This is a genomic window from Pseudomonas sp. AP42 (assembly GCF_001728935.1).
Taxonomy (GTDB): Bacteria; Pseudomonadota; Gammaproteobacteria; order Pseudomonadales; family Pseudomonadaceae; genus Aquipseudomonas; species Aquipseudomonas lactis.
Window position 1 is genome coordinate 16,168 of the sequence record NZ_LYSO01000051.1, and the last position, 24,308, is coordinate 40,475.

Consider the following 24,308-nt stretch of genomic DNA (forward strand, 5'->3'; position numbering starts at 1 on the left):
AGAGATGTTGACTGTGACGCCGCCATCGCGGGCAAGCCCGCTCCCACATTGGATCGGCGCTGTTTCACGTTCTGCGAGAGAGCTTCATGTCCGCCCCACCCCCCAGCCAACTCGCCTATGTCCTGCACAGCCGCGCCTACCGCGAAACCAGCGCGCTGGTGGACTTCCTCACGCCCCAAGGCCGCCTGCGCGCAGTCTTGCGCAGCGCGCGGGGCAAGGCGGGCACCTTGGCGCGGCCGTTCGTGGCGCTGGACGTGGAGTTTCGCGGCAAGGGCGAGCTGAAAAACGTCGGCCGCCTGGAAAGCGTTGGCACCTCGGCCTGGCTTAACGGCGATGCGCTGTTCAGCGGCCTTTACCTCAATGAGCTGCTGATTCGCCTGTTGCCCGCCGAAGACCCGCACCCCGCGGTCTTCGATCACTACGCCGCAACCTTGCTGGCCCTCGCTGAAGGCCGTCCGTTGGAACCGCTGCTGCGCGCCTTCGAATGGCGCCTGCTCGACGACCTGGGCTACGGCTTCGAGTTGGCCAACGACTTGCACGGCGAGCCCATCGCCGCCGACGGCATGTATCGCCTGCAAGTCGATGCAGGGCTTGAGCGTGTGTACCTGCTGCAGCCCGGCCTGTTCCAGGGCACCGAGCTGCTGGCCATGAGCGAAGCCGACTGGCACGCGCCTGGTGCGCTGTCCGCGGCCAAGCGCCTGATGCGCCAGGCCTTGGCCGTGCATCTGGGCGGGCGGCCGCTGGTCAGTCGCGAGTTGTTTCGAAAGCCCTGACATCCCCGTGTATGCTGTGCACCGATTCTTTCCCTTTTCAGGAGTGCTTCCGTGACCACCAGCAATCGCATTCTTCTTGGCGTCAACATCGACCACGTCGCCACCCTGCGCCAGGCCCGGGGCACCCGTTACCCTGACCCGGTCAAGGCCGCGCTGGACGCCGAAGAAGCGGGCGCCGACGGCATCACCGTGCACCTGCGCGAAGACCGCCGCCACATCCAGGAGCGCGACGTGCTGCTGCTCAAGGACGTGCTGCAAACCCGCATGAACTTCGAAATGGGCGTCACTGAAGAAATGATGGCGTTCGCCGAGCGCATCCGCCCGGCGCATATCTGCCTGGTACCGGAAACCCGCCAGGAGTTGACCACCGAAGGCGGGCTCGACGTCGCCGGCCAGGAAGCGCGGATCAAGGCTGCGGTGGAGCGCCTGTCGCGGATCGGCAGTGAAGTCTCGCTGTTTATCGACGCCGACGAACGCCAGATCGAAGCCTCCCGCCGTGTCGGCGCCCCGGCCATCGAGCTGCACACTGGCCGTTATGCCGATGCCACCACGCCGACTGAAGTGGCCGACGAACTGCAACGTATCATCGACGGCGTGAACTGCGGGCTCAACGAAGGCTTGATCGTCAATGCCGGTCATGGCCTGCACTATCACAACGTCGAAGCCGTGGCCGCGATCAAAGGTATCAACGAACTGAACATCGGCCATGCGCTGGTGGCCCACGCGTTGTTCGTCGGTTTCAAAGGCGCCGTGGCCGAGATGAAAGCCCTGATTTTGGCTGCTGCCAAGGCCTGAGTGAACGCAGTCTAAAGGACACTGAGGACCAAAATGTGGGAGCGGGCTTGCTCGCGAATGCGGTGGGTCAGTTAAAGATGCATTTACTGAGACCCCGCATTCGCGAGCAAGCCCGCTCCCACATTTGATCTTCATCGGGTCTTACAATTGCGCTGTGCGGCAATGCGAAGCCTTACTGTTTAGCCGGCGCAGGTGTATCGTATCAGCCCTTTGCGGGCCCTTGGCCTGCGGCAGATACGCGAGGTTGTTGTGTCCCGATCCTTTTCCCGTCGACAAATCCTGGGTGGTCTTGCTGGCCTGGCCGTAGTAGGCGTCGGAGCCGGCGGTGGTTACCGCTACTGGCTGGGGAAAGTCGCTGAGTCCGAGGCCGGGCACGATTACGAGCTGATCGCCGCACCCCTGGACGTAGAGTTGGTGCCGGGGCACAAGACCCAAGCCTGGGCGTTCGGCCCATCGGCGCCGGGCACCGAGTTGCGGGTGCGCCAAGGCGAGTGGCTGCGGGTGCGCTTTATCAACCATCTGCCGGTTGCCACCACCATCCACTGGCACGGCATCCGCCTGCCGCTGGAAATGGACGGCGTGCCCTACGTCTCACAATTGCCCGTGCTGCCTGGCGAATACTTCGACTACAAATTCCGCGTGCCCGATGCCGGCAGTTACTGGTACCACCCCCATGTCAGCAGCAGCGAAGAGCTCGGCCGTGGCCTGGTCGGCCCGTTGATCGTGGACGAGCGCGAACCCACCGGCTTCAAGTACGAACGCACCTTGAGCCTGAAGAACTGGCACATCGACGAGGAGGGTGCGTTCGTCGAGTTCAGCATCCCCCGTGAAGCGGCGCGTGGCGGCACGGCCGGGCGCCTCTCGACTATCAACGGCGTGCCCCAGGCGGTGATCGACCTGCCGGCTGGGCAAATCACCCGCGTGCGCCTGCTCAACCTCGACAACACCCTGACCTATCGCCTCAATATTCCTGGCGTCGAAGCGCAGATCTACGCGTTGGACGGCAACCCCATCGAGCCGCGCCCGTTGGGCAAGGAATATTGGCTGGGCCCGGGCATGCGCATTTGCCTGGCGATCAAGGCGCCACCGGCGGGCGAAGAACTGTCGCTGCGCAACGGCCCGGTGCGCCTTGGCACCTTCCGCTCGGTGGCCAATACCGACGCGCCTACCGCGTGGCCAAAGGCATTGCCGGCCAACCCGGTCGCCGAGCCAGACCTGGCCAACGCGGAGAAGCTCAGCTTTAATTTCGAATGGGTCGGCTCGGTGTCGGTCAATGTCGAGAACGGCAAGCCGCCGAGCCTGTGGCAGATCAACGGCCAGGCCTGGGACATCACCGACAAGACCTGCGCCGACCGCCCGATTGCCAAGCTGGAAAAGGGCAAGAGCTATATTTTCGAATTGAAGAACATGACCCAGTACCAGCACCCGATCCACCTGCACGGCATGAGTTTCAAGGTGCTCGCGTCCAACCGCCACAAGGTGATCCCGTATTTCACCGACACCTACCTGCTGGGCAAGAACGAACGCGCCCGCGTGGCTTTGGTGGCGGATAACCCCGGGGTGTGGATGTTCCATTGCCATGTGATCGACCACATGGAAACCGGCCTGATGGCCGCCATCGAGGTGGCGTGATGCGCCAGATTCGTCCCGCCGCGATTATCGACCGCAGCCGCGACCAGGACTTTATGCGCGAAGCCCTGGCGCTCGCCGCCCAGGGCGCGGCATTGGGCGAGGTGCCGGTGGGCGCCGTGCTGGTGCAGGACGGTGAAATCATCGGCCGCGGCTTCAACTGCCCCATCAGCGGCAACGACCCCAGCGCCCATGCCGAAATGGTCGCGATCCGCGCCGCTGCGCAAGCGATCAGCAACTATCGGCTGGTGGGCAGCACGCTGTACGTGACGCTGGAACCGTGCAGCATGTGTGCGGGGCTGATCGTGCATTCGCGGGTGGCGCGGGTGGTGTATGGCGCTTTGGAGCCGAAGGCGGGAATCGTGCAAAGCCAGGGGCAGTTTTTTACCCAGGGTTTTCTTAACCATCGGGTGTTGTTTGAAGGTGGGGTGTTGGCCGAGGAGTGTGGGGCTGTCCTCAGCGAGTTCTTCAAAGCCCGCCGAGCCAAGCCACCACTCTGAAGAACACTGAAGTATCAATGTGGGAGCTGGCTTGCCTGCGATAGCTATCTGTCAGTCAGCCCAATATTGACTGACCCACCGCTATCGCAGGCAAGCCAGCTCCCACAGTTAATCTCCATTTTTTCAGGAAAAGGGTGGTGTCATTTACGCGCGATGATCACCGCTCGCATCGGTGCCGGCAGCCCTTCAATGGTCTTGCTGTGATCCTCAGGGTCCAGGAAATCACTCAGCGACTGATACTTCATCCACTGTGTCCCACGCTGTTCCTCAACCGTGGTCACGCTCACATCCACGCACCGCACATCACTGAAACCGGCGCGGCGCAGCCATAGCATCAACGCCGGCACCGACGGCAGGAACCACACGTTGCGCATCTGGGCGTAACGGTCTTCCGGCACCAGTACTTGTTGCTGATCGCCTTCCACCACCAATGTTTCCAACACCAGCTCGCCGCCCTTGACCAGGGTGTCCTTCAACGCCAGCAAATGCTCGATGGGCGAGCGGCGATGGTAGAACACGCCCATGGAGAACACCGTGTCGAAGCCTTCCAGATTGGCCGGCAAGTCTTCGAACGGGAACGGCAGGTGCCAGGCCTTGGGTTCGGACAGGTAACGCTGCACCGCCTGGAACTGGCAGAAGAACAGCCAGTTGGGGTCCACGCCAATCACGCTGTCGGCCCCGGCGCCGAGCATGCGCCACATGTAGTAGCCGTTGCCGCAGCCCACGTCGAGGATGCGCTTGCCTTTGAGGTTCAGGTGCGGCGCCACTCGCGACCACTTCCAGTCCGAACGCCACTCGGTGTCCACATGCACACCGAACAGATGGAACGGGCCTTTGCGCCAGGGGCTCAGGCCCATCAAGGCGGTGTGCATTTGCTCACGGGTGGCGTCGTCGCAATCAGTGTCCAGCACCAGGCCGTTCAACAAGTCGACTTCACTGGGCTGGATCTTCGGCAGTGCATCCAACGCACTCTGCCAGCGCTCCAGGTCGCCATGACCCTTTTCCATCTTGCTATCGAGCTGCGCTTGCAGGCCCTGGGCCCAGACGGCCAGGGGGGTGCCGACCAAGTGGCGGGCGAGGGGGGACAAATCAATCATGGCAAGGCAATCAACGAGGCAAAGTTAAGACACTGGAACCACGGCACGACTTTCGAGAACCCGGCCGCCAGCAGGCGTTCGCGGTGTTCTTCGAGGCTGTCGGGCTTCATGACGTTTTCGATGGCGCTGCGCTTCTGGGCGATTTCCAGTTCGCTGTAGCCGTTGGCGCGCTTGAAGGCGATATGCAGGTCGGTCAGCAGTGCGTGTTCTTCAACATCGTTAAAGCGCAGCTTTTCCGACAGGATCAACGCCCCGCCCGGCAGCAGCGCCTGGCGAATGCGCCCCAGCAACGCCAGGCGCTCCTGGGGGGCGATAAATTGCAGGGTGAAGTTCAGCGCCACCACCGAGGCAGGCTTGAATTGCAGGGCGAGGATATCGCCCTCGATCACCTCCACGGGCAGCAACTCCTGGAACATCGAGTCCTGGCCATTGAGGTATTCGCGGCAGCGCTCGACCATCGCGGCAGAGTTATCCACAGCGATTACCCGGCAACCTTCGGTGCGTACATGGCGGCGCAGGGCTTGGGTCACGGCGCCCAGGGAAGAACCCAGGTCATACAGCACGCTACCCGGCTGGGCAAATTGCGCGGCCAGCACGCCGAGGTTTTCGACGATAGTGGGGTAACCCGGCACCGAGCGCTTGATCATGTCCGGGAACACCCGCACCACATCCTCGTTAAAGGCGAAGTCCGGCACCTGGGGCAGGGGCTGGGCGAATAGGCGATCGGGTTCTTTGCTCACGGCTGTTCCGGCGACGATGGGGGAAAGGCCGGCATTTTAGCCAAGTTGCTCCTCGGATGCGCGGGTTGTCTGATGGAAAGCCGAGGCGGTGATGCCCCACTGCCCGAGCCAGTAGGTGGCGATCAGTAAATACGGCGCCGCCTCGAACGCCAGGACGAACCGGTTGATGCCGATCAGCGCATCGGATACCACAAACGACACCGCACCCGCCGCCGCCAGCCACGCCGAACGTTTGGGCACCTGGCTGCCCAGTCGCGCCAACGCACGCCAAAGCATGGCGCTGATCACCAGTGCGTAAACCACCACCGGTATCAGCAATTCACCGAGGCCATGGGCGATCAGGATGCTCAGCAAGATTGCGCCAACGCCGAGGGCCAGCACCAGCGGCAGCAAGGCTAAGCGCCGACAGTCACTGAAATAGGCTTTGAGATAGGCCAGATGCGCGAACAGGAACGCGCCCAGGCCAAAGATAAACAGGTCGCCTGGCCAGGCGAGCAACACGTCGCCCACCACGGAGAAAATTAACCCCAGGCTGATCCAGCGTCGATACTCGGTGGGCGGCGCGTCATGCAGCCATCCCAGCAGCGCCAGCACCGGCAGCGGCTTGACCAGCAGGCACAGCAGCGTCGCATGGGTCGCCAGGCCGTAGACAAAGGTGCCGGCGCCCATCAACGCAAGGATCAGCCAGGGCATATCAGTTCACCGTAATGGCGCAGTCAAAGGTTTCGACAGGTTCGGCTTCTGGCTCCCAGGGTTGCTGGGACGTCAGGCGCAACCGCCCTTGCCCTGGAGCAAACGCCTGGAAGCGCCAGGTGGACTGGCCACCACCGCCAATCACGCCGGATTCGGTGCTGCTGTAGACCTCGGGGCTCAAGGCGCGCAACACGCCGCCCGCGGAGTCCTGGATGGCCCAGCGATAGCCGGTGGTGGGGTTGCTGGGCAGAGTGAGGATCAGGTTTTGCCCGTTTTTAAGCTGGAGCGGGCAGGCGCTCTGGTTGTCCACGCTGACGTTTTGCTTAGGGGCACTGGCGCATCCGGCCAGCAGGGCAAGGCTCAAGGGGAGAAACAGGCGGGCAGCGGTCATGAAGGCTCCGTTAATACACGACGAAGGGGGAGCATAACCGAAGATGAGACAAGGTGTGACAAGAGGGCGTGCGGTATGGCGGCTGGCGCCATCGCGGGCAAGCCCGCTCCCACATTTGACCGCGTTGTCATCAACAACGCCGATTCCTGTGGGAGCCGGGCTTGCCCGCGATAGGGCCAATCCAGGCGCTAGAGATCTATCAGAAGAGCACCTTCGCCACATCCGCAAACCGCTTGGCAAAGTGCACCGTCATCCCTTCCTTCAAATAATCCGGCAACTCCTCAAAGCTGCCACGGTTGGGCTCCGGCAAGATCAACTCGTGAATCTTCTGGCGCCGCGCGGCAATCACCTTCTCGCGCACCCCGCCAATCGGCAGTACATGCCCGGTCAACGTCAGTTCGCCAGTCATCGCCACGCCTTTTTTCGGCGGTTGGTTGCGGGCCAGGGACAGCAACGCACTGGCCATGGTCACGCCGGCACTCGGGCCGTCTTTGGGGGTGGCGCCTTCTGGTACGTGCAAGTGCACGAAGGCTTCATCGAAGAACTTCGCATCGCCGCCAAACGACTTCAGGTTTGAACTGATGTAGCTGTAGGCGATTTCGGCGGACTCTTTCATTACCTCACCCAACTGGCCGGTGAGCTTGAAGCCACGGTTGAGCGTGTGGATGCGCGTCGCTTCAATCGGCAAGGTGGCGCCGCCCATGCTGGTCCAGGCCAGGCCGGTAATCACGCCGGTGCCGGACAGCACTTGCTCGTTACGGAACACGGGCGTGCCCAGGGAGCTTTCCAAATCTTTGTTGCCGATCTTGATCACCGAGTCCGGCTCATCCAGCAGCTTGACCACCGCCTTGCGCACCAGCTTGCCCAGTTGCTTCTCCAACTGCCGCACGCCGGCCTCTCGCGCATAACCGTCGATCAAGGCGCGCAAGGCGCCGTCGCTGATGGTCAGGCTGTTTTTGGCCACGCCAGCTTTTTCCAATTGCTTGGGCCACAGGTGACGCTTGGCGATCGCGACTTTTTCTTCGGTGATATAGCCAGACAGGCGAATCACTTCCATGCGGTCCAGCAACGGGCCCGGGATCGAGTCCAGGGTGTTGGCGGTGCACACGAACAGCACTTTGGACAGGTCCAGGCGCAGGTCCAGGTAATGGTCGAGGAATTCGACGTTCTGCTCCGGGTCCAGGGTTTCCAGCAGCGCCGACGCCGGGTCGCCCTGGAAGCTCTGGCCCATCTTGTCGATCTCGTCGAGCATGATCACCGGGTTCATCACTTCCACGTCTTTCAGCGCCTGCACCAGCTTGCCGGGCAGGGCGCCGATGTAGGTGCGCCGGTGACCCTTGATCTCGGCCTCGTCGCGCATGCCGCCGACACTGAAGCGATAGAACGGCCGCCCCAGGGATTCGGCGATGGACTTGCCCACACTGGTCTTGCCCACGCCCGGTGGGCCCACCAGCAGCACGATGGAACCGGCGACTTCGCCCTTGTAGGCGCCCACGGCGAGGAATTCGAGGATGCGGCTCTTGATGTCATCCAGGCCCGCATGGTGCTTGTCCAGCACCTTGCGCGCGTGCTTGAGGTCGAGCTTGTCTGCGCCGTACACGCCCCACGGCACCGAGGTGGCCCAGTCCAGATAATTGCGCGTGACGGCATATTCCGGCGAACCGGTTTCCAGGATCGACAGTTTGTTCAGTTCTTCATCGATGCGCTTCTGTGCCTGGGCCGGCAACACCTTGCCTTGCAGGCGCTGTTCGAACTGTTCGACGTCGGCGCTGCGGTCGTCCTTGGTCAGGCCCAGCTCCTGCTGGATGACCTTGAGTTGTTCCTTGAGGAAGAATTCACGCTGGTGCTCGCCGATCTTGCGGTTCACTTCGGCGGAGAGTTCTTTTTGCAGGCGCGCGACTTCCACCTCTTTGCGCAGCATCGGCAGCACTTTTTCCATGCGCTTGAGCATGGGCACGCAGTCCAGCACTTCCTGCAGCTCGTTACCGGTGGCCGAGGTGAGGGCGGCGGCAAAGTCGGTGAGCGGCGACGGGTCGTTGGGGCTGAAGCGGTTGAGGTAGTTCTTCAACTCTTCGCTGTACAGCGGGTTGAGGGGCAGCAGTTCCTTGATCGCATTGATCAGCGCCATGCCGTAGGCCTTGACCTCATCGGTCGGCTCGCTGGGCTGGTGCGGGTATTCGACTTCCACCAGGTACGGTGGGCGGTGGTGCTTGAGCCAGGTCTTGATGCGCACGCGGGTCAGGCCCTGGGCCACGAACTGCAGCTTGCCGTTCTCGCGGCTGGCGTGGTGCACCTTCACCAGGGTGCCGTACAGCGGCAGGGCCGAGGTGTCGAAGTGCCGCGGGTCTTCGGGCGGTGTGTCCATGAAAAACAGCGCAAGGGAATGGTGGTCGGATTTGCTCACCAACTCCAGGGTTTCGGCCCAGGGTTCTTCATTGACGATCACCGGCAACACTTGGGCCGGGAAAAACGGCCGGTTGTGGATCGGGATGATGTAGACCTTGTCCGGCAGGTTTTGCCCAGGCAGCGCCAGGCCAGTATTGGACGAGGGGGTTTCAGCGTTTTCGGGGTCGGCGTAATCGTTGAGGTCGTAATCTGGAAATTCTTGCTGGTCGCTCATGGGGCACCTGCATCAGTAAGTATGCAGGTTAGATGGGGCGGGGTTGCGGTGGTTTCAATGGGGCGGCGTCGTTAGCAACAATTTGCATGAAATAACGGGAGAGGCGCGGGGGTGTTTAGGGGCATGCAAGGGGTGAATGCCCCGTCTCGCGGGAGACGGGGCATGTTGGCGGGCGTTTAGACGCTTACTACGGATACGGTGTTGTTGCCGAAATTGCAGACGAACAAGTGCCTGCCATCCTCGCTGCAGGCCAGGCCGGTGGGTTGGTTGAAACCAGGGATACTGCCAACCAGTTCCTCGGTGGTGGTGTCGATGATGCGGACGGTGTTACTGGCGTACTCCGTCACGTAGGCCAGCGGTTTGACTGGGTGGAAGGCGACGCCCCGTGGGGTCGCTAGTCCGGTGAGGGATTTGACGTAAGTAAGGCCATTGTTGTAGGTGTTGTAGATATCTACTTTTCCTAAGTTTGGGACACACACAAACAATCGTTCAAGTGAGGCGAACAGTGGCGAATGGGCAAGCGCGCTGGCGATTCCGTTATTGGTGACCGAGTGAGTGCGATAATAGTTATTAATATTGAATCGCTGTGTGTTTTCAGCAATTGTAAATACGGCAGTACCCTGAGGGTTAACGATTGATGTGTGGGGGGTGCCCTGTCCTTGGTATAAGGCAGCGCCAGTATATCTGTTTGCTACAATATCCCAGTGAAAAGGGCGACTTGGTAAAAGTGTTCTTGATCCGACATACAGATTCGTACCTGCTGGGTTTAGGCATATGGACAGGGTGTTAACGAGATCATTGTACCAATAGAGGTAACTCATTGTGAAAGAGCTGATATTGAGAACTGGACTGCTTTGAGTATGATGTGCTCCCTCTACCGAAAAATACAGGTTCGAAGTCGAAGGATGTAATGCCAATCCATTAATAACAGAACCCACCGTATTTATGGTTCTTACCTCATCAGTCTCCAAATTAATTACGGAGATCGACGGCGTCCGCCCATTCGCCACACAAACCTTTTTACCGTCCCGACTGACCACTATATAAGTCGGCCCATTCCCCACCTCAATCTCCCGCACAATCTCTCCCGGTGCCTTGTGCGTGCGGTAAGTAGCCTCATTAAAATATATGGCTGTGTCCAGGCAGTTGGTTCCATCCAACGATATCCAGCCCCGGATCCTGACCTGGCTGTTATCCGGCAACTCCCTCAAATAATCGGCCGGTATCAAGTCCAGAGTGCGCCCGGCACTGGCTTCTGCCGGTGTTATATCAATGGCACGCCGCAGCGGGTAGTCGGTGGTACTGAACAGGTCAATCCCAACAGCAAGCCCGGCCCTGAAAAACGGCAAGGCGCGAATCTGTACCGAGTTCGCCTTGTTGGTCTCGATCACCCCACCCGCGGCCGCAGGCACGCTCAGCAGGTTGAGTGTCTGCTCAGAGAACTTATCCACTTCAACCGTGAGTCGTCTAGAGTCCGTCGTGACGTTGTCACGCAGCACCTCGAAATAAACTTCAAACGACTCCCCGACGTAAGCACCAACAAAGTTACTCAGGTAAGAGAAGGTAATGTAATCATGGCCAGCGTCTGGCTTGCCGGGTTTGCTGGGAATGGCAGGTGTACCCACCCCGGGTTTTCCGACTACACGCAGGGTTACAAGATCACTCTCCACCATGGGGTACTTGACCCGGAACGTCGTGATGCGGGGAGAGGGCGTCCAGACATTCAGCGGGTTAAGCCGCATGATGCAAGGCGAAACCAGGGTGGCCTCCAGCAAGGTCGGGCATTCGGTCAGTTGCAACCCAGCGCCGACTTTGACGATCAGCGGCAGGGACCTACGTACGCTGATCGAGGGCGGAGTACGCACTTCCCATCGCAGCGTCACGGTTCCGTGTCTATTGTCTAGCAGTAGGGTGCGCGGGATGTAAAAGGGAAGAGTGTCGCCATACCAAGTGCTATCAACTTTGAGCCACGCGGTGGCAATCAAGTCGTTCGTCTTGCTTCCTTCGGCAAGTATCCTTACTTCATCGTACAGGGCGATGCTCGAATGCCACTCGACGTTCGCCCTGAGATTGCCTTTGGTTACGAACTCATCAAACCGATGTTCAGGCGGTGGCGCGTCGGGTGAGACAGGCGCGGGCAGGGGGAGGGTGATGGAGCCAACCTGCACGGTAACCGCTTGCGAGGGGTTCTCGGTGTCTCGATTGACCACGTATTTTGCGGTGAACGACGATCCCTCCAACTGCTTGAACACCATTGGATAACTGAACGAGAACCAAATGTAGTCATGGTCGTATTCACTTACGCGTACGACCTCTGACGCAAGCACGTTGTCGCCGGAAGGTGTTTTACCGGTAATGAACAATTCGATCCTGTCATTCGGAACCAGTCTGCCGCGGGGCACTTTAATCTCTACAGGGTCGATATTGGGCAGCGTGCCGTTTTCCAGTCCTTCGACTATGGGCGCAGGGTGCCGGTTATCGACGGGTGTACCTCTAATCTCATAAATAACGGTTTCGGACGGGACATTCTCAGGCACTCCCCGGCGCACACGTTCGTGGTATGCAATCAGGTCAACGCCTACCAGTTGTTTAACAAAGGCCAGCGGCAGCGGGATGTCAACACGTAACAAATCCGTGCGTACCACCGTATACGTTTCGATGTGTTTGAGTTGTCCCGCCGAGGTCAAACCAAAGTAGGTGACCAGTAACTCATCGTCGATCTGCCAGCCCTCTCCGCTCAGGCGAACCTTATAGTTCAGGTTGCGCGAGTGCGCATCGGCGTCGATGTAGTTCTTGTTTTTGTCTGCGTCGTACTCGTGTTCATGCACCTCCCCGGCTTTCAGGCTGGTTCCCTTGTACGTTCTGTTCTGTATGGTCCTTGGGATGGAAAAGCCGAAAGACTGATTACCCACCAGGTCTCTCACATACCAGAGGGCGATATTCGCGCCCTTGGTCATCTCTCCCCACTTGCCGTATTCGATAGTCATGATGACCGGATCGTTGCTGGCTGCTTCCCCACTGGTCACTTGATGGGTGCTGACCACCCCGCCAATGTTTACGTGGATGACATCGCCCTCTTTGCGATGATGAACCTGATCTACTGCCGGATTCACCGGGTATTTGTCGATGCTGATTTTAACGCCGTTGGTAATGTCGCTGCTGTTAACGATGCCTGTGCTATTAATGGTGGGGTCTACGAATTCAATTCGCGCCAGGTTTTCGTTGGTCAATTCAGTGCTGCCATCGGGGTCAAGGCCACCAGGCGCTTTGCTGTCCACCAAGATCCTGAACTCTTTGGTCTTGGTCGTATTACCGCCGTTCGCGCTTTTGACTACGCCTTGAAGTGTGTTGAGTGCCTGGTCGACAAATTTGAAACGATCTATCGCTAGGGTAACGGGCCTGCCAAACTTGGCATCCTCCTCTGTGACGTTGTAATGATCTGCCTCGATGTCATTAAGAAGAATGGCCGCGCGGTCGTCCTTGGCCATATTCTCCCAGGCTCTGAAGGTGCAGTTGACGCCGGAGGGGTTCACGACCAGTGCAGCGTTGTTGAGGCCTCCATCGGTACCCGGTATGGGGGTAACGTTCGCGATATTCAGCACCACCTCGGAAAACGGCACTCTTTTATCTTCTTTATCTTCATCCAAAGATGGGGAGACAGAGCTACTGCAACCGCTCTGTGTGGGGTTATCGCTTGAGACCGCAGATAAATGGTCGCGGGGCCCGGATAACAGATGGTCTGGATCGTAGGTCATGGCGCAGTACCTGATTGTGTTCGAGTCAATAGGGACCCGCCATGTGTGCTTGAGCGAGCCGTAGCCCATTCAATCCGACCCTTTTCACACCGCCTAGCTGTGAGAAATGACAGTGCCGACGAGCGGTTAGCCCGCGCTCATATCCGCCCTTAACGTGTATTCGCCAAAAAAATGACAATCAAGTCCCAGCGTTTGTTGGGTTTACTTATCCGTAGTCCCAGCTAACCTGCCTGAATGAAATAATCCATTAAAAGGGATGTTTTTTTGACGCCGGTTAGCAGTCGGCAGGGACGCGTATGACATCAGGAAAGCACGGCACAGAGCGACGAACGCGGCCCGAGGGCGCGGCCATGCACTGGCGCCACACGTTTCAGACCCGTATTGCCGGGGTGCTGGCGCTGTTGTTGCTGGTGGTCGTGGCCGCCACCTATTTTGCCGTGAAGGCCGCCACCACTCGCGCGCTGGAGAACCAGGCCGACGTACAGCTGAACACGGGGCGGCAGGTGTTCGAGCGCCTGCTGGACCTGCGCGGGCGGCGCTTGCAATACGGGTTGGACTGGCTTACCGCCGATGGGCCGTTCAAGCAGGCGGTGGCCGGTGGCCGCACGGTGCCTATCCTGGAGGCGCTGGGTACCCATGGTACCGGGGTCAGTTCCAGCGAAGTGGTGGTGCTGGGCCTGGATGACAGGGTCATGGTCAGTACCCTGCTGGTGCAGACGCGAGGCCAGTTGTTCCCATATGCCGATGCCTTGCGCAAGGCGCGGCGCAGCGGCCAGCAAATGCTGATCGTCGCCATGGCCGGGCGCCCCTATTTGCTGGTGCAAAAAGATGTGCTCGGGCCTGTGCCTATCGCCCGCGTGGTCATGGGCTTTCCCATGGACACGCAATTTGCCCATGAACTGCGTTCCATGAGCAACCTGGAGGTGTCGTTTCTCAGCGTGCAGGACGGCCATCTCGGTCAGCTGTTCACCACCCACCCTGGCAATTGGCGCCCAAGCATCATCAGTCTCTTGCATGGCACGCAGGTCGATCCCGAGGCGAAGATCCAGCTGTTCCATGGCCAGCGTGTGCTCAGCCAGGTGTTGCCGTTGGCCAACAGCGGCGAAGGCGATGAAGTGCGCGTATTGCTGCAAAGCCCGCTGGACCATGCGCTGGAATCCTTCGCGCCGCTGGACCGGCAGTTCATGGGGATTGCCCTGGCGGTGCTGCTGGTGTCCCTGGCGGTGGCGTTATTCCTGGCGCGGCGCGTGTCACGCCCGCTCAATGCGCTGGTGCAAGCCGCTGAACGGATCGGGGCCGGTGACTACCGCACCCCGGTGCGGGTGCGTAGCCACGACGAGTTCGGCCTGCTGGCGCGTGCGTTCAATGCCATGCAAAGCGGCATCGCCCTGCGTGAGCGGCAACTGGCCCACAATGCCTTGCATGATCCGCTCACCGGCCTGCCCAACCGCGCCCTGGCCATGGAGCGCCTGGGCAGTGCGATCAGCGCGAGGCGGCCGGTGGTATTGCTGTACGTAGGCATTGAAAACTATCGGCTCATCAACGAAGGGTTTGGCCCCGAAGGTGTCGAGCACATGTTGTGCGAGGCCAGCCGCTGCTTGTCCAGCAGCCTGTTGGCCAGCGACACCGCGGCGCGCATCGCCGGCAGTGAGTTTCTGTTATTGCTGGAAAACACCGAGATCGACTGCGCCGTGGCCCGCGCCGACCAACTGCATGGGGCGTTGACCGAACCCCTGCGCATCGGCAATGACGAAGTGCGCCATGAGGTGAGCATCGGCATCGCCGCGTACCCTGCTGACGGGCAGCAGGTGGAAGAATTGATCAACCGCGCGGCCATCGCCCGGCACGACGCGGCCAACCTGCCGGGGCATTTGCAAATCTACCAACCGGACCGCGACCTCGCCTACCAACGCCAGATCACCCTGATTCGCGACCTGCGCCGCGCCGTGATCGAAGGCGAGTTGTTCCTGTGCTACCAGCCCAAGCTCGACCTGCGGCACGGGAACGTGAGCCAGGCCGAAGCCTTGCTGCGCTGGCAACACCCGACGCTGGGGCAAGTGTCCCCCGCAGAGTTCATTCCCCTGGCCGAACGCACCGGCAGCATGGGCGCGCTGACGCTGTGGGTGATCGAGGAAGCCATCCGCCAGATTGCCGAATGGGCGCAGCGTGGGCTGGTTATCCAACTGTCGGTGAATATCTCGGTGAACGACTTGGCCGATGACGACTTGGCCATTCGCGTTACCGCGCTATTGGCCCAATACCACGTGGGCGCCGAGCATTTGATTTTTGAAATCACCGAGAGCGCCATCATGCACAACCCGCAGCAGGCCCTCAGCGTGCTGGAGCAGTTGCGCAACTGCGGGATCAGCCTGTCGGTGGATGATTTTGGCACCGGTTACTCCTCCCTTGCGCAATTGCAGCGCCTGCCGGTGCAAGAACTGAAGATCGACCAGTCCTTTATACGCAACCTCGACAGCACCAGCGGCGACGGCGTGATCGTGCGTTCCACCATCGAGATGAGCCATAGCCTGGGGCTCAAGGTGGTGGCCGAGGGCGTGGAGTTCGAGCACAGCCTCACCTTGCTCAAACGCTGGAACTGCGACACCGCCCAAGGCTACCTGATCAGCCGCCCGCTCAATGCCATGGCGTTCGAGCGGTGGATGCGGCGTGAACGGGTGCCCACTTAAACCAGGGTTTGCAATCGCGCCCACAACCGTTCGACATGCTGGCGTTCGGTGCCCAGTGCACCGATAGACACCCGCACCATCCAGCGCTCATCGAGGATCGCGGGGGTGACGTAGGCATCGCCTGACTGGTTGAGTTTTTCTGCCCAGGCTCGGGTGTGAGTATCCAGCGCCTGGCCTTCCAACCCCGGCGGTTCATGGCGAATGCACAGGGTTTGCAAGGCGGGCGTGGCCACCAGTGTCCAGTGCTCAGTGGCTTCGATCTGCTCTGCCAGCCAGCGCGCATTGGCCAGGTCTCGCCGCAGCCGTGCTTGCAGGCCGCTGACGCCTTGCTCGCGTATCAGAAACCACAACTTCAAGGCGCGAAAGCGGCTGCCCAGGGAGATCCGCCAGTCACGGTAGTTTCGCACTTGGCCGTCTGCGCTGGACTGCAGGTAGCTCGGATTGGTGGTCATGATGCGAATCAAATGCTCGGGGTCGCGCACGAAGTACACCGAGCAATCGAAAGCCGCGCCCAGCCATTTGTGCGGGTTGAGCACCAGCGAGTCAGCCTTTTCGATGCCATCCCACAGGGCTCGGCATTCCGGCAGGATCATTGCCGCGCCAGCCATGGCCGAGTCCACGTGCAGCCACAGGCCATGGCGTTGGGTGAGGTCGCCAATGGCTGCCAGCGGGTCGATCGCCATGGCGGCCGTGGTACCGGTGGTGGCGATCACCACGCAGGGCGTGTTGCCGGCGGCCAGGTCCTGTTCGATGGCCTGCGCCAGTGCCTGGGGCGACATTGCATTGTGTGCATCGGTGGCGATGGTGCGGATATGGTTCTGGCCGAATCCGGCCAGGATCGCCGCTTTGTTGACTGAGCTGTGGGCATGGGCTGAGGTGTAGACGATCAGGGGCGCGCCGCTGTTTTGCAGGCCGTTGTGCATCAGCGCGTAATCGGAGCTGCGTTCCCGGGCGGTGATAAGCGCCACCAGGGTGGAGGTGGACGCAGAGTCCTGGATCACACCGCTCCATGAGCTGCCCAGGCCGAGCATGTCGCGCAGCCAGTCGGTGGTGACTTCCTCGATTTCGGTGAGGGCCGGGCTGGATTGCCAGGACAACCCAATCACACCTAGGCCGGTGCTTAGGCAATCGCCCAGCACTGAGGACAGTTCCACATTGGAAGGGAAGAACCCGAAGAAACTGGGATGCTGCCAATGCAGCAAGCCGGGCATGATCAGTTTTTCGACGTCGCCCATGATCTGTTCGAAGGGTTCGGCGGTGTCAGGCGGGCTGACCGGCAGGGCGGCTTTGATCTCGCCAGGTTGGGTGGTGGGCTGCACGCCCCGTTGTTCCATGTTCTGTCGGTAATCTGCAATCAGGTCGATCATGGCATAGCCATGTTGGCGGAATTCTTCGGGGGTCATAGATAAACGTCCATGTGCACGAGCAATAAAAGTATTAGCACCAGAAGTAAAACGGTTCACCGGGGGTATAGCCGATAAACGACTGCATGCTGACGCGTTTTCCCGAATCGAACCCGCAGATGGCATGGGGGCGGCGGGTATTGATCAGCACCAGTTCGTTCTGGCGTGGGCGGATGCGCAGCGGTTTTTGTAAACACTGTTCGGGCAGTTGGGCACCCTCGAAGCGCTGCACCTGGTCATAGCTAAAGGCTTGGGTATCCCAGATGATCAATTCGCCTCCCGAAGGCGGCGTTTCAAGATAGATATTGGCGCTGAATTGCTGCTGCAACTCAGCGATTGTGCGGGGCAGGCAATCCACATGGGGCACCGTTTCCGAGAGGTGCGCCGTCTCTGGGAACATGACGCGGATGATCCCGCAAAACATCGGTTGGCCCTGGAACGCAGCGGCTGTTGCACCTTGCGGCCAGAGCGCCTGGAATTGTTCCATCAGCTGTTGAATGGGCGGCTTTTGCGGCGCACAGAGGCTGTCAATAAGGCCGCGCATACGCGCCGCGTCAGCATAATATTTCTCTTGGGCATCACTGCCGGCGGCCTTGCCGTACGTGGAGTTGAACGGGGTGCCCCAGCGATGCACACCATAGAAGTGCTGAACGACGCGGCCCTCTTCGTAGGTTTCATGGCCGTAGTGTTCCAGGGTGGCGGTGTCGTCGATGGCCTGAATCAACCGTGCGCGGGTGGTTGCGTTGGCAAATTCAGGTACCCGAATGGCAAGCACTTCGCCACTGATGAGTTTTTTCAAACTGGCAGTAGTGAGGTGTTCAAGTTCCAGGATTTTTGTGGGGGTGGAAAGAATCGGTTTTGTAGCGACATGGTCCGTCATGCAGTGAAGCTCCCTTTAAAGTTTTATCCGTACGCCTTTTGTATTACGCGGGGCGTGCGCACTAAATTAGCTTTAAAGGGCAGAGGGGAAACCGCCGGGGCATTTTCGGCAGGCAAAAAAAAGCGGCTGCCCATTCGGGGCAGCCGCCTTTTATACCGCCAGTGCTACTTAATCCGGCAGTTTGAACGCCATTACATAATCACCCTGCTTGGTGCCCAGGGAACCGTGACCGCCCGCCATGACCAGCACGTATTGCTTGCCGTCCTTGCCGGTGTAGGTCATCGGGGTGGTTTGCGCGCCTGCAGGCAGGCGGCCTTCCCACAGTTGCTTGCCGTTTTTCACGTCATAGGCACGCAGGTACTGGTCCAGGGTGCCGCTGAGGAACGCGACGCCACCGGCGGTGGTGAACGTACCGCCCAGGCTAGGCACGCCCATGGTCAGTGGGATCGGAACCGGCGAGCTGTCACGCACGGTGCCGTTCTTGTGCATCCAGATGGTCTGGTGGGTGGTCAGGTCGACCGCCGCCACGTAGCCCCAGGCCGGTGCCTGGCACGGCAGGCCCATCGGCGACAGCAACGCTTCAAGGATCACACCATACGGCGCGCCTTTGTTCGGCTGCACGCCTTCGGTTTCGCTGACGCGTGGGCCTTGCTTGGCGATGTCGGCCGCCGGGATCAGCTTGGATTTGAACGCCATGTAGCTTGGGTTCACGAAGGCGATCTGGCGCACCGGGTCAACCGAGATGCCGCCCCAGTCGAACACGCCGAAGTTGCCTGGGTACACGATCGAACCTTGCAGGGACGGCGGCGTGAACGGGCCGTCGTAGCGCATGGATTTGAAGTCGATCCGGCACAGCATCTGGTCGAACGGTGTCACGCCCCACATGTCGCGTTCTTTCAACGGCGGCGGCATGAAGTTCAGGTCGGACTTGGGTTGGGTAGGGGAGGTGCGGTCGCCCGCCACTGCGCCCTGTGGCACCGGGATTTCATTGACCGGCACCACGGGCTGGCCAGTGGCACGGTCGAGCACGTAGATGCTGCCTTGCTTGGTCGACGCCATCACGGCCTGCTTCACGCCCGCAGCGGTCTTGATGTCGATCAGCGAAGGCTGGCCGCCCACGTCCATGTCCCACAGGTCGTGGTGGGTGAACTGGAAGGTCCACTTCACGTGGCCGGTGTCGATGTCCAGGGCGGTCAGGCCCGCGGCGTACTTCTCGGAATCATCGGTACGGTCGCCGCCGTACTGGTCGGGCATCTGGTTGCCCATCGGCAGGTAGAGCATGCCGAGTTTTTCATCCACGGCGAACATGGACCACATGTTCGGCGAGTTGCGGGTGTAGGTCTTGCCTTCGGCCAACGGGGTGGTGTCGTCCGGGTTGCCGCTGTCCCAGTTCCACACCAGCTTGCCGGTGTGCACGTCGAACGCGCGGATCACGCCGCTTGGCTCGTCGATGGAAACGTTGTCGGTCACGTGACCGCCGATCACGACCAGGTTCTTGGTCACGGCCGGTGGCGAGGTGGAGTAGTAACCGCCTGGGGCGAAGCTGCCGATGTTGGCACGCAGGTCGACCTGGCCTTTGTCACCGAAGTCTTCGCACATCTTGCCGGTGTCGGCGTTCAGGGCGATCAGACGGGTGTCGGCGGTTGGCACGAAGATGCGTTTCGGGCACGCGTTCGGTGCGGCGGCCGGGCTGGCTGTGCCAGTCGGGCTTTGCTCGGAAGCGTAGGCAGCGTCATCGTGGTACGACACGCCACGGCAGGTCATGTGCGCCCAACCTTTGAAGCTCTCAGCACCCTGGGTGGTGATCTTCGGGTCGAAACGCCAGATTTCCTTGCCGGTGTCCGGGTCCAGGGCAATCACTTGGCTGTGCGGTGTGCACACGTAGAGCATGCCGTTGACTTTCAGCGGGGTGTTTTCCGCGGTGGTTTCACCGGGGTCGCCTGGGCCAGGGATGTCGCCAGTACGATAGGTCCACGCCGGCACCAGTTTGTGGGCGTTTTCCGGGGTGATCTGTGCCAGTGGCGAGTAACGGTCACCGAAGGCCGAACGGCCATAGGAATTCCAGTCGCCATCGGCTTGAGTCGGCGCAGCACTGGCCATGCCCGGTACCGCGTCGCGGTCCAGTTGGCCGGTCTTGACCATTTCACCTGGGTTGGTGAATTGGCTGGCCAGGGCAGTAGCGCCCGCCAGCACCACGGCCACGCTCAGCGCGCCAGTGCCCAGCGGCGCGGCCTGGCCACGCAGCAACGGACGACGAAACCACGGCAGCAACATGACGATGCCCAGGGCGAACAGCAGGGCCAGGCGCGGTACCAACTGCCACCAGTCCAGGCCGACTTCCCACAGTGCCCACACGGTGCTGGCGAACAACACCAGTGCGTACAAGCCCAGCGCAGCGCGGCGGGTGGCCAGCAGCAACACGCCGGTCAGGGTGATGCCGATACCGGCGAGCAGGTAGTACAGCGACCCGCCGAGCATGCTCAGCTTGACGCCGCCAGCCAGCAAGGCCAGCCCCATGATCAGCAGCAAGACGCCTAGCAGCCTGGGCAGCAGGCGGCTTGGGCTTGAAGCACCATCAGTGCTCATAGTGTGTTTCTCCGTGACGTTGGAATAATTATGTAACCCCGTGCTTCACTGTAGATGACGATTCGGCACGGGCTTGGTTCATCGTTATTTTCGGGTTTTTCTGTGGATAACCGGGTTATCCACAGGCGGGCAACAGATTCCCCAGCGCAGGTCGGTTTAAGACAGCGCTGTCTTTGCGTGCAGGGAAATTCGGCAAATGGGATCGACCCGGAGGTGAAGCGTTTCAGATTGTTGCGAAGGATAATGCGGCGGGGCGTTTTGAGAAAGGGTGAATCGCAAGATGCATCATTTCAGTTTTGGTAACAGTGACAGATAGTCGCTGCAAAAATAGCCTGATGGCAGGCTCTCTCTCTGTAGGAGCGAGCTTGCTCGCGAAAAACTCACAGGCGCCGCGTTTATTCAGGAAGCGCGCGTTATCGTTGGCGTTTTTCGCGAGCAAGCTCGCTCCTACAGGGGGGTGAGGTGACGGTTAGAAAGTGGTGCGGATGCCGAACTGCACACTGCGCCCCGGCGCCGGCGCGATGTCGCGCAGAATCGAACTGGCATAGCGCACGGTCTGGTTGGTCAGGTTTTCACCGTTGACGAACGCCAGCCACTGGCTGCCGCCCACATTGAAGCGATACCCCGCGCTGGCGCCGAGGGTGGTGTAGCCGTCGGTGCCGCTTTCGTTATCCGGCACACGCCCTTGGCCTGCGGCATGTTCCACGTCGATACGCGCCTGCCAGCGATCCAGTTCCCACAACAGGCCGCTGCTCATGCGCAGGGGCGCAATGCGTGGCAAGGCTTCGCCGGTGTCCAGGTTGGTGGCGCGGGTGTAGTCGCCCGACAGTTCCAGCGCAAACTTGCCGTAGGCGCCTTCGCCGAGCTTCCAGTGATCCTGGGCTTCGAAGCCGGCGAAACGTGCGCGCACGCCAGAATATTCATACTCGGGAATACCACCCGCGTCCTCTTCGCCTTCATCGTTCAGGGTACGACCCGTGCCCAACAAGCCGATGTAATTGGAGAAGTGGCTATAGAACACGCCGAAGCTGCCCTTGTGGGTGCCGTTGTCAAAGCGCAGGGCCAGGTCGCTGGACACGGCCTTTTCCTTCTTCAGGTTGGCATCGCCCAACTCATAGGTACCGGTAGCGACGTGGGCGCCGTTGGCGTACAGCTCGTAGAAAGTCGGCGCACGTTCGGTGTAGCCCAGGGTGGCGGCCAGGGACCAGATCGGCGTGAGGGTGTACACCGCGCCAGATGACAGGCTGCCGGCGGTGAAGTTACTGCTTTTATCGGCATTGGCAAAGCGCTCGTTGCCTTTGGCGTTCGGGTCGACGCTGGTGTGTTCCAGGCGTGCGCCGAGGCTGAGTTTGAGGCGCTCGGTGGCTTGCATTTCTTCGAGGACAAACAGCGCGCCGGCGTTGGTGTCGGTCTGCGGTACGAAGGCTTCTTCGCCCAGGGCCGAGAACTCGTTGCGGGTCACTTGGGCGCCGACCACGCCATCGAACGGGCCAATCGGCTGGTGACGAGCTTCTACCCGCGCTTCATAGCCTTTGTTCTTGAAGGTGGTGCCGGTTTCGCCGCCTTCGATTTCGCGATGCTCGTAGTCGGTGTAGCCGGCGTCGAGTTTCACCGAGGTAAAGGGCCCTTGCAGGTTGCGGAACTCGGATGCAAAGGCGTAGTGGTCTTGTTTCATGCGGATGCGTACATCCTGCTCGGCGGGTGAGCCGTAGTTACTGTCGTAATTGCTATAGGACAGCCCGGCATAACCATCGTCCCAGGTGTAGGAGCCGCCTACCGCACCGCCGTCCTGGCGCCCATTGCTGTTGCCCAGGCGCCCGTTTTTGCCGGGGCCATTTTCGCTCTCCGGTGCATGCCGGCTGCGCGCATAGCCTGGGATTTTCAGGTCGTTGAACTCGCGCGCATTGGCGTCCAGATGCAAGGCGAAGGTGCCGTTGCCGGCTTCCAGCTTGCCTGCGCTGCTGCGGGTGGTGTCGGCGCCGCCGTAGCGCAACTCGCCAGCGCCATGGATGCCCTCGATGGCCTCGGTGGGGATGCGATTGTCGAAGGTATTGACCACCCCACCGATGGCGCTGCCGCCATACAGCAGGGCGGCCGGGCCGCGCACGATTTCAATGCGGTCAACGTTGATCGGGTCCAGCGGCACCGCGTGGTCGTAGGACAGCGACGAGGCGTCCAGCGCCCCCACACCGTTGCGCAGGATGCGAATGCGGTCGCCATCCTGGCCACGAATGATCGGGCGGCTGGCCCCTGGGCCAAAGTACGAAGATGACACGCCCGGCTGCTTGTTCAGGGTTTCACCGAGGCTGCCTTTTTGTTGCAGGGTCAGGTCGTCGCCTTCCAGCACGGTGGTGGGCGAGGCCAGCTGTTCGCTGCCCAGCGGGTTGCCGGTGACCACTTGGGGTGGCAGTTCCAGGGCATGGGCCTGGGAGCTGATCAACAGGGCGGCGGCGAGGGGCGACAAGCGCCAGAGAGAAGGCAGCGACATCGGATATTCCTAGGCAAAAAGGTTGTTAAGTAAAGTTACAATATAACATCTCTTTTTTGCGAAAAAGGGGAACTTTTCCTCACGGGCTATATTCAATCCGATGCTTCCACCTGCACGCCCCGTCGGCTAAGGTGCGCGGCTGTGTTTCCTCTTTTTGCAAAAGGCCCGGCATGACCGCGACAAGCAACGACCCGCTCCACGGTGTGACCCTGCAACACGTGCTCACCACCCTGGTGGAACATTACGAGTGGAGCGGCTTGGCCGAGCGCATTGATATCCGCTGCTTCAAGAGCGACCCGAGCATCAAGTCGAGCCTGACTTTCCTGCGCAAAACCCCTTGGGCGCGGGAAAAAGTCGAAGGCTTGTACGTCAAGCTGATGCGTACCAAGCGCCCCCTGGATTGAGTGCATGAAGCGCTTTGTCGCGACAGCAGCCTTGGCCGGTTGGGTGGGGTTGGCGATCCAGCAATACCTGATTCTCTATTCGCGCTGGGCCAGTGGTGCGAGCTTGCTGGGCGGCCTGATCAGTTTCTTCAGCTTCTTCACCGTACTGACCAATACCCTGGTGGTCGTGGTGCTCAGCTACGCGCTGGTCAAGCGCGACTCAGCCGCCAAGCGATTCTTCCTCGCGCCCCGCATCAGTAGCGCGATAGCGGCGAGCATCGTGCTGGTGAGCCTGGCCTACAACCTGCTGCTGCGGCATCTGTGGAGCCCGCAGGGCTTTCAATTTATCGCCGATGAGTTGCTGCACGACGTCATGCCGTTGCTGTTTGTGGTGTATTGGTGGCGGTGTGTGCCCAAGGGCACCTTGCGGTTCAAACACATTGCCGGCTGGGTGATTTACCCATTGGTGTACTTCGGATATGTGCTGCTGCGCGGGCATATGCTCGGGCAGTATCAGTACCCGTTCATGGATGTGGACAGCCTTGGTTATCCACAGGTGTTTGTGAATGCCGCAGGTATTTTGGCAGGGTTCATCGTCATCGCGCTGGCGATCATTGGCCTAGACAAGCACCTCAAATCCCCCTCGATTTAAAGTGAGCACCATTAATGTGGGAGCTGGCTTGCCTGTGATAGCCATAGGTATCCACACAATTCTGGTGCGACGCTGAACCTGTGGCGAGGGAGCTTGCTCCCGTGACGACCTGACAGCTGACACTTATCTACCTGCCGCCCCGCGATCAAACTGTGGGAGCTGGCTTGCCTGCGATGACGTCCTGGCAGGCAACACAGTTGGATTGTGGACATATCCATTGCTGCGGTAACGGCCCC

18 protein-coding genes are annotated in these 24,308 nt (G+C 60.5%); 7 read left to right on the top strand and 11 right to left on the bottom strand.

Features of this window, described 5'->3' with window-relative positions:
• Positions 1–86 precede the first annotated feature (86 nt).
• From recO to tadA, 4 genes are all read left to right on the top strand, one after another.
• On the top strand, positions 87–773 hold the full coding sequence (recO, locus tag A7K61_RS18040) for a DNA repair protein RecO (RefSeq protein WP_069558074.1): 687 nt from the start codon (positions 87–89) through the stop codon (positions 771–773).
• 51 nt (positions 774–824) lie between these two features.
• On the top strand, positions 825–1,568 hold the full coding sequence (gene pdxJ / locus A7K61_RS18045) for a pyridoxine 5'-phosphate synthase (RefSeq protein ID WP_069558075.1): 744 nt from the start codon (positions 825–827) through the stop codon (positions 1,566–1,568).
• 249 nt (positions 1,569–1,817) lie between these two features.
• Positions 1,818–3,200, top strand: a complete 1,383-nt coding sequence (locus A7K61_RS18050; RefSeq protein ID WP_069558082.1) for a multicopper oxidase family protein — start codon at positions 1,818–1,820, stop codon at positions 3,198–3,200.
• Complete coding sequence (tadA, locus tag A7K61_RS18055; protein WP_069558076.1) at positions 3,200–3,697, top strand: tRNA adenosine(34) deaminase TadA; 498 nt, start codon at positions 3,200–3,202, stop codon at positions 3,695–3,697. The genes A7K61_RS18050 and tadA overlap by 1 nt, the downstream gene beginning before the upstream one ends.
• A 140-nt stretch (positions 3,698–3,837) precedes the next feature.
• On the opposite strand, the gene cmoB is transcribed toward tadA, so the two are convergent.
• From cmoB to A7K61_RS18085, 6 genes are all read right to left on the bottom strand, one after another.
• A complete protein-coding gene (gene cmoB, locus A7K61_RS18060; protein ID WP_032893401.1) occupies positions 3,838–4,794 on the bottom strand; it encodes a tRNA 5-methoxyuridine(34)/uridine 5-oxyacetic acid(34) synthase CmoB in 957 nt (318 codons plus the stop codon).
• Positions 4,791–5,534 (bottom strand): carboxy-S-adenosyl-L-methionine synthase CmoA, encoded by a 744-nt coding sequence (gene cmoA / locus A7K61_RS18065; protein ID WP_014717080.1) that lies wholly within the window; start codon positions 5,532–5,534, stop codon positions 4,791–4,793. The genes cmoB and cmoA overlap by 4 nt, the downstream gene beginning before the upstream one ends.
• 36 nt (positions 5,535–5,570) lie before the next feature.
• Complete coding sequence (locus A7K61_RS18070; RefSeq protein ID WP_044272069.1) at positions 5,571–6,227, bottom strand: lysoplasmalogenase; 657 nt, start codon at positions 6,225–6,227, stop codon at positions 5,571–5,573.
• A gap of 1 nt (position 6,228) precedes the next feature.
• Complete coding sequence (locus tag A7K61_RS18075) at positions 6,229–6,618, bottom strand: protease inhibitor I42 family protein (RefSeq protein ID WP_032893399.1); 390 nt, start codon at positions 6,616–6,618, stop codon at positions 6,229–6,231.
• Positions 6,619–6,817: 199 nt separating this feature from the next.
• Complete coding sequence (gene lon / locus A7K61_RS18080; protein ID WP_047712670.1) at positions 6,818–9,238, bottom strand: endopeptidase La; 2,421 nt, start codon at positions 9,236–9,238, stop codon at positions 6,818–6,820.
• Between the two features lie 176 nt (positions 9,239–9,414).
• Positions 9,415–12,993: a YncE family protein gene (locus A7K61_RS18085; protein ID WP_069558083.1), complete on the bottom strand. Its 3,579-nt coding sequence runs from the start codon at positions 12,991–12,993 to the stop codon at positions 9,415–9,417.
• A gap of 350 nt (positions 12,994–13,343) precedes the next feature.
• Here A7K61_RS18085 and A7K61_RS18090 point away from each other — a divergent pair, with 350 nt between their 5' ends.
• Positions 13,344–15,680 (top strand): bifunctional diguanylate cyclase/phosphodiesterase, encoded by a 2,337-nt coding sequence (locus tag A7K61_RS18090; protein WP_069558077.1) that lies wholly within the window; start codon positions 13,344–13,346, stop codon positions 15,678–15,680.
• Here A7K61_RS18090 and A7K61_RS18095 read toward each other — a convergent pair.
• The 5 genes from A7K61_RS18095 to A7K61_RS18115 form a co-directional block, all read right to left on the bottom strand.
• Entirely contained in the window at positions 15,677–17,083 is a 1,407-nt protein-coding gene (locus A7K61_RS18095; protein WP_069558078.1) for a pyridoxal-dependent decarboxylase, read from the bottom strand. The genes A7K61_RS18090 and A7K61_RS18095 overlap by 4 nt on opposite strands.
• 34 nt (positions 17,084–17,117) lie before the next feature.
• Positions 17,118–17,963 carry a 2OG-Fe(II) oxygenase gene (locus tag A7K61_RS18100; RefSeq protein ID WP_069558079.1) on the bottom strand — a complete coding sequence of 282 codons (846 nt, stop codon included), beginning with the start codon at positions 17,961–17,963 and terminating at the stop codon, positions 17,118–17,120.
• A 168-nt stretch (positions 17,964–18,131) separates the two neighbouring features.
• A complete protein-coding gene (locus tag A7K61_RS18105) occupies positions 18,132–20,549 on the bottom strand; it encodes a glucose/quinate/shikimate family membrane-bound PQQ-dependent dehydrogenase (protein WP_044272077.1) in 2,418 nt (805 codons plus the stop codon).
• A gap of 223 nt (positions 20,550–20,772) precedes the next feature.
• The gene (locus tag A7K61_RS33185) at positions 20,773–20,988 is read right to left on the bottom strand and encodes a hypothetical protein (RefSeq protein ID WP_069558080.1); all 216 of its coding nucleotides are present in this window, start codon (positions 20,986–20,988) and stop codon (positions 20,773–20,775) included.
• A 30-nt stretch (positions 20,989–21,018) separates the two neighbouring features.
• Positions 21,019–23,037: a TonB-dependent receptor gene (locus A7K61_RS18115; RefSeq protein WP_044272079.1), complete on the bottom strand. Its 2,019-nt coding sequence runs from the start codon at positions 23,035–23,037 to the stop codon at positions 21,019–21,021.
• A 170-nt stretch (positions 23,038–23,207) separates the two neighbouring features.
• Here A7K61_RS18115 and A7K61_RS18120 point away from each other — a divergent pair, with 170 nt between their 5' ends.
• The gene (locus tag A7K61_RS18120; RefSeq protein ID WP_003188882.1) at positions 23,208–23,441 is read left to right on the top strand and encodes a VF530 family DNA-binding protein; all 234 of its coding nucleotides are present in this window, start codon (positions 23,208–23,210) and stop codon (positions 23,439–23,441) included.
• A gap of 4 nt (positions 23,442–23,445) precedes the next feature.
• A complete protein-coding gene (locus A7K61_RS18125) occupies positions 23,446–24,072 on the top strand; it encodes a Pr6Pr family membrane protein (protein ID WP_069558081.1) in 627 nt (208 codons plus the stop codon).
• The last annotated feature ends 236 nt before the right edge of the window (positions 24,073–24,308 follow it).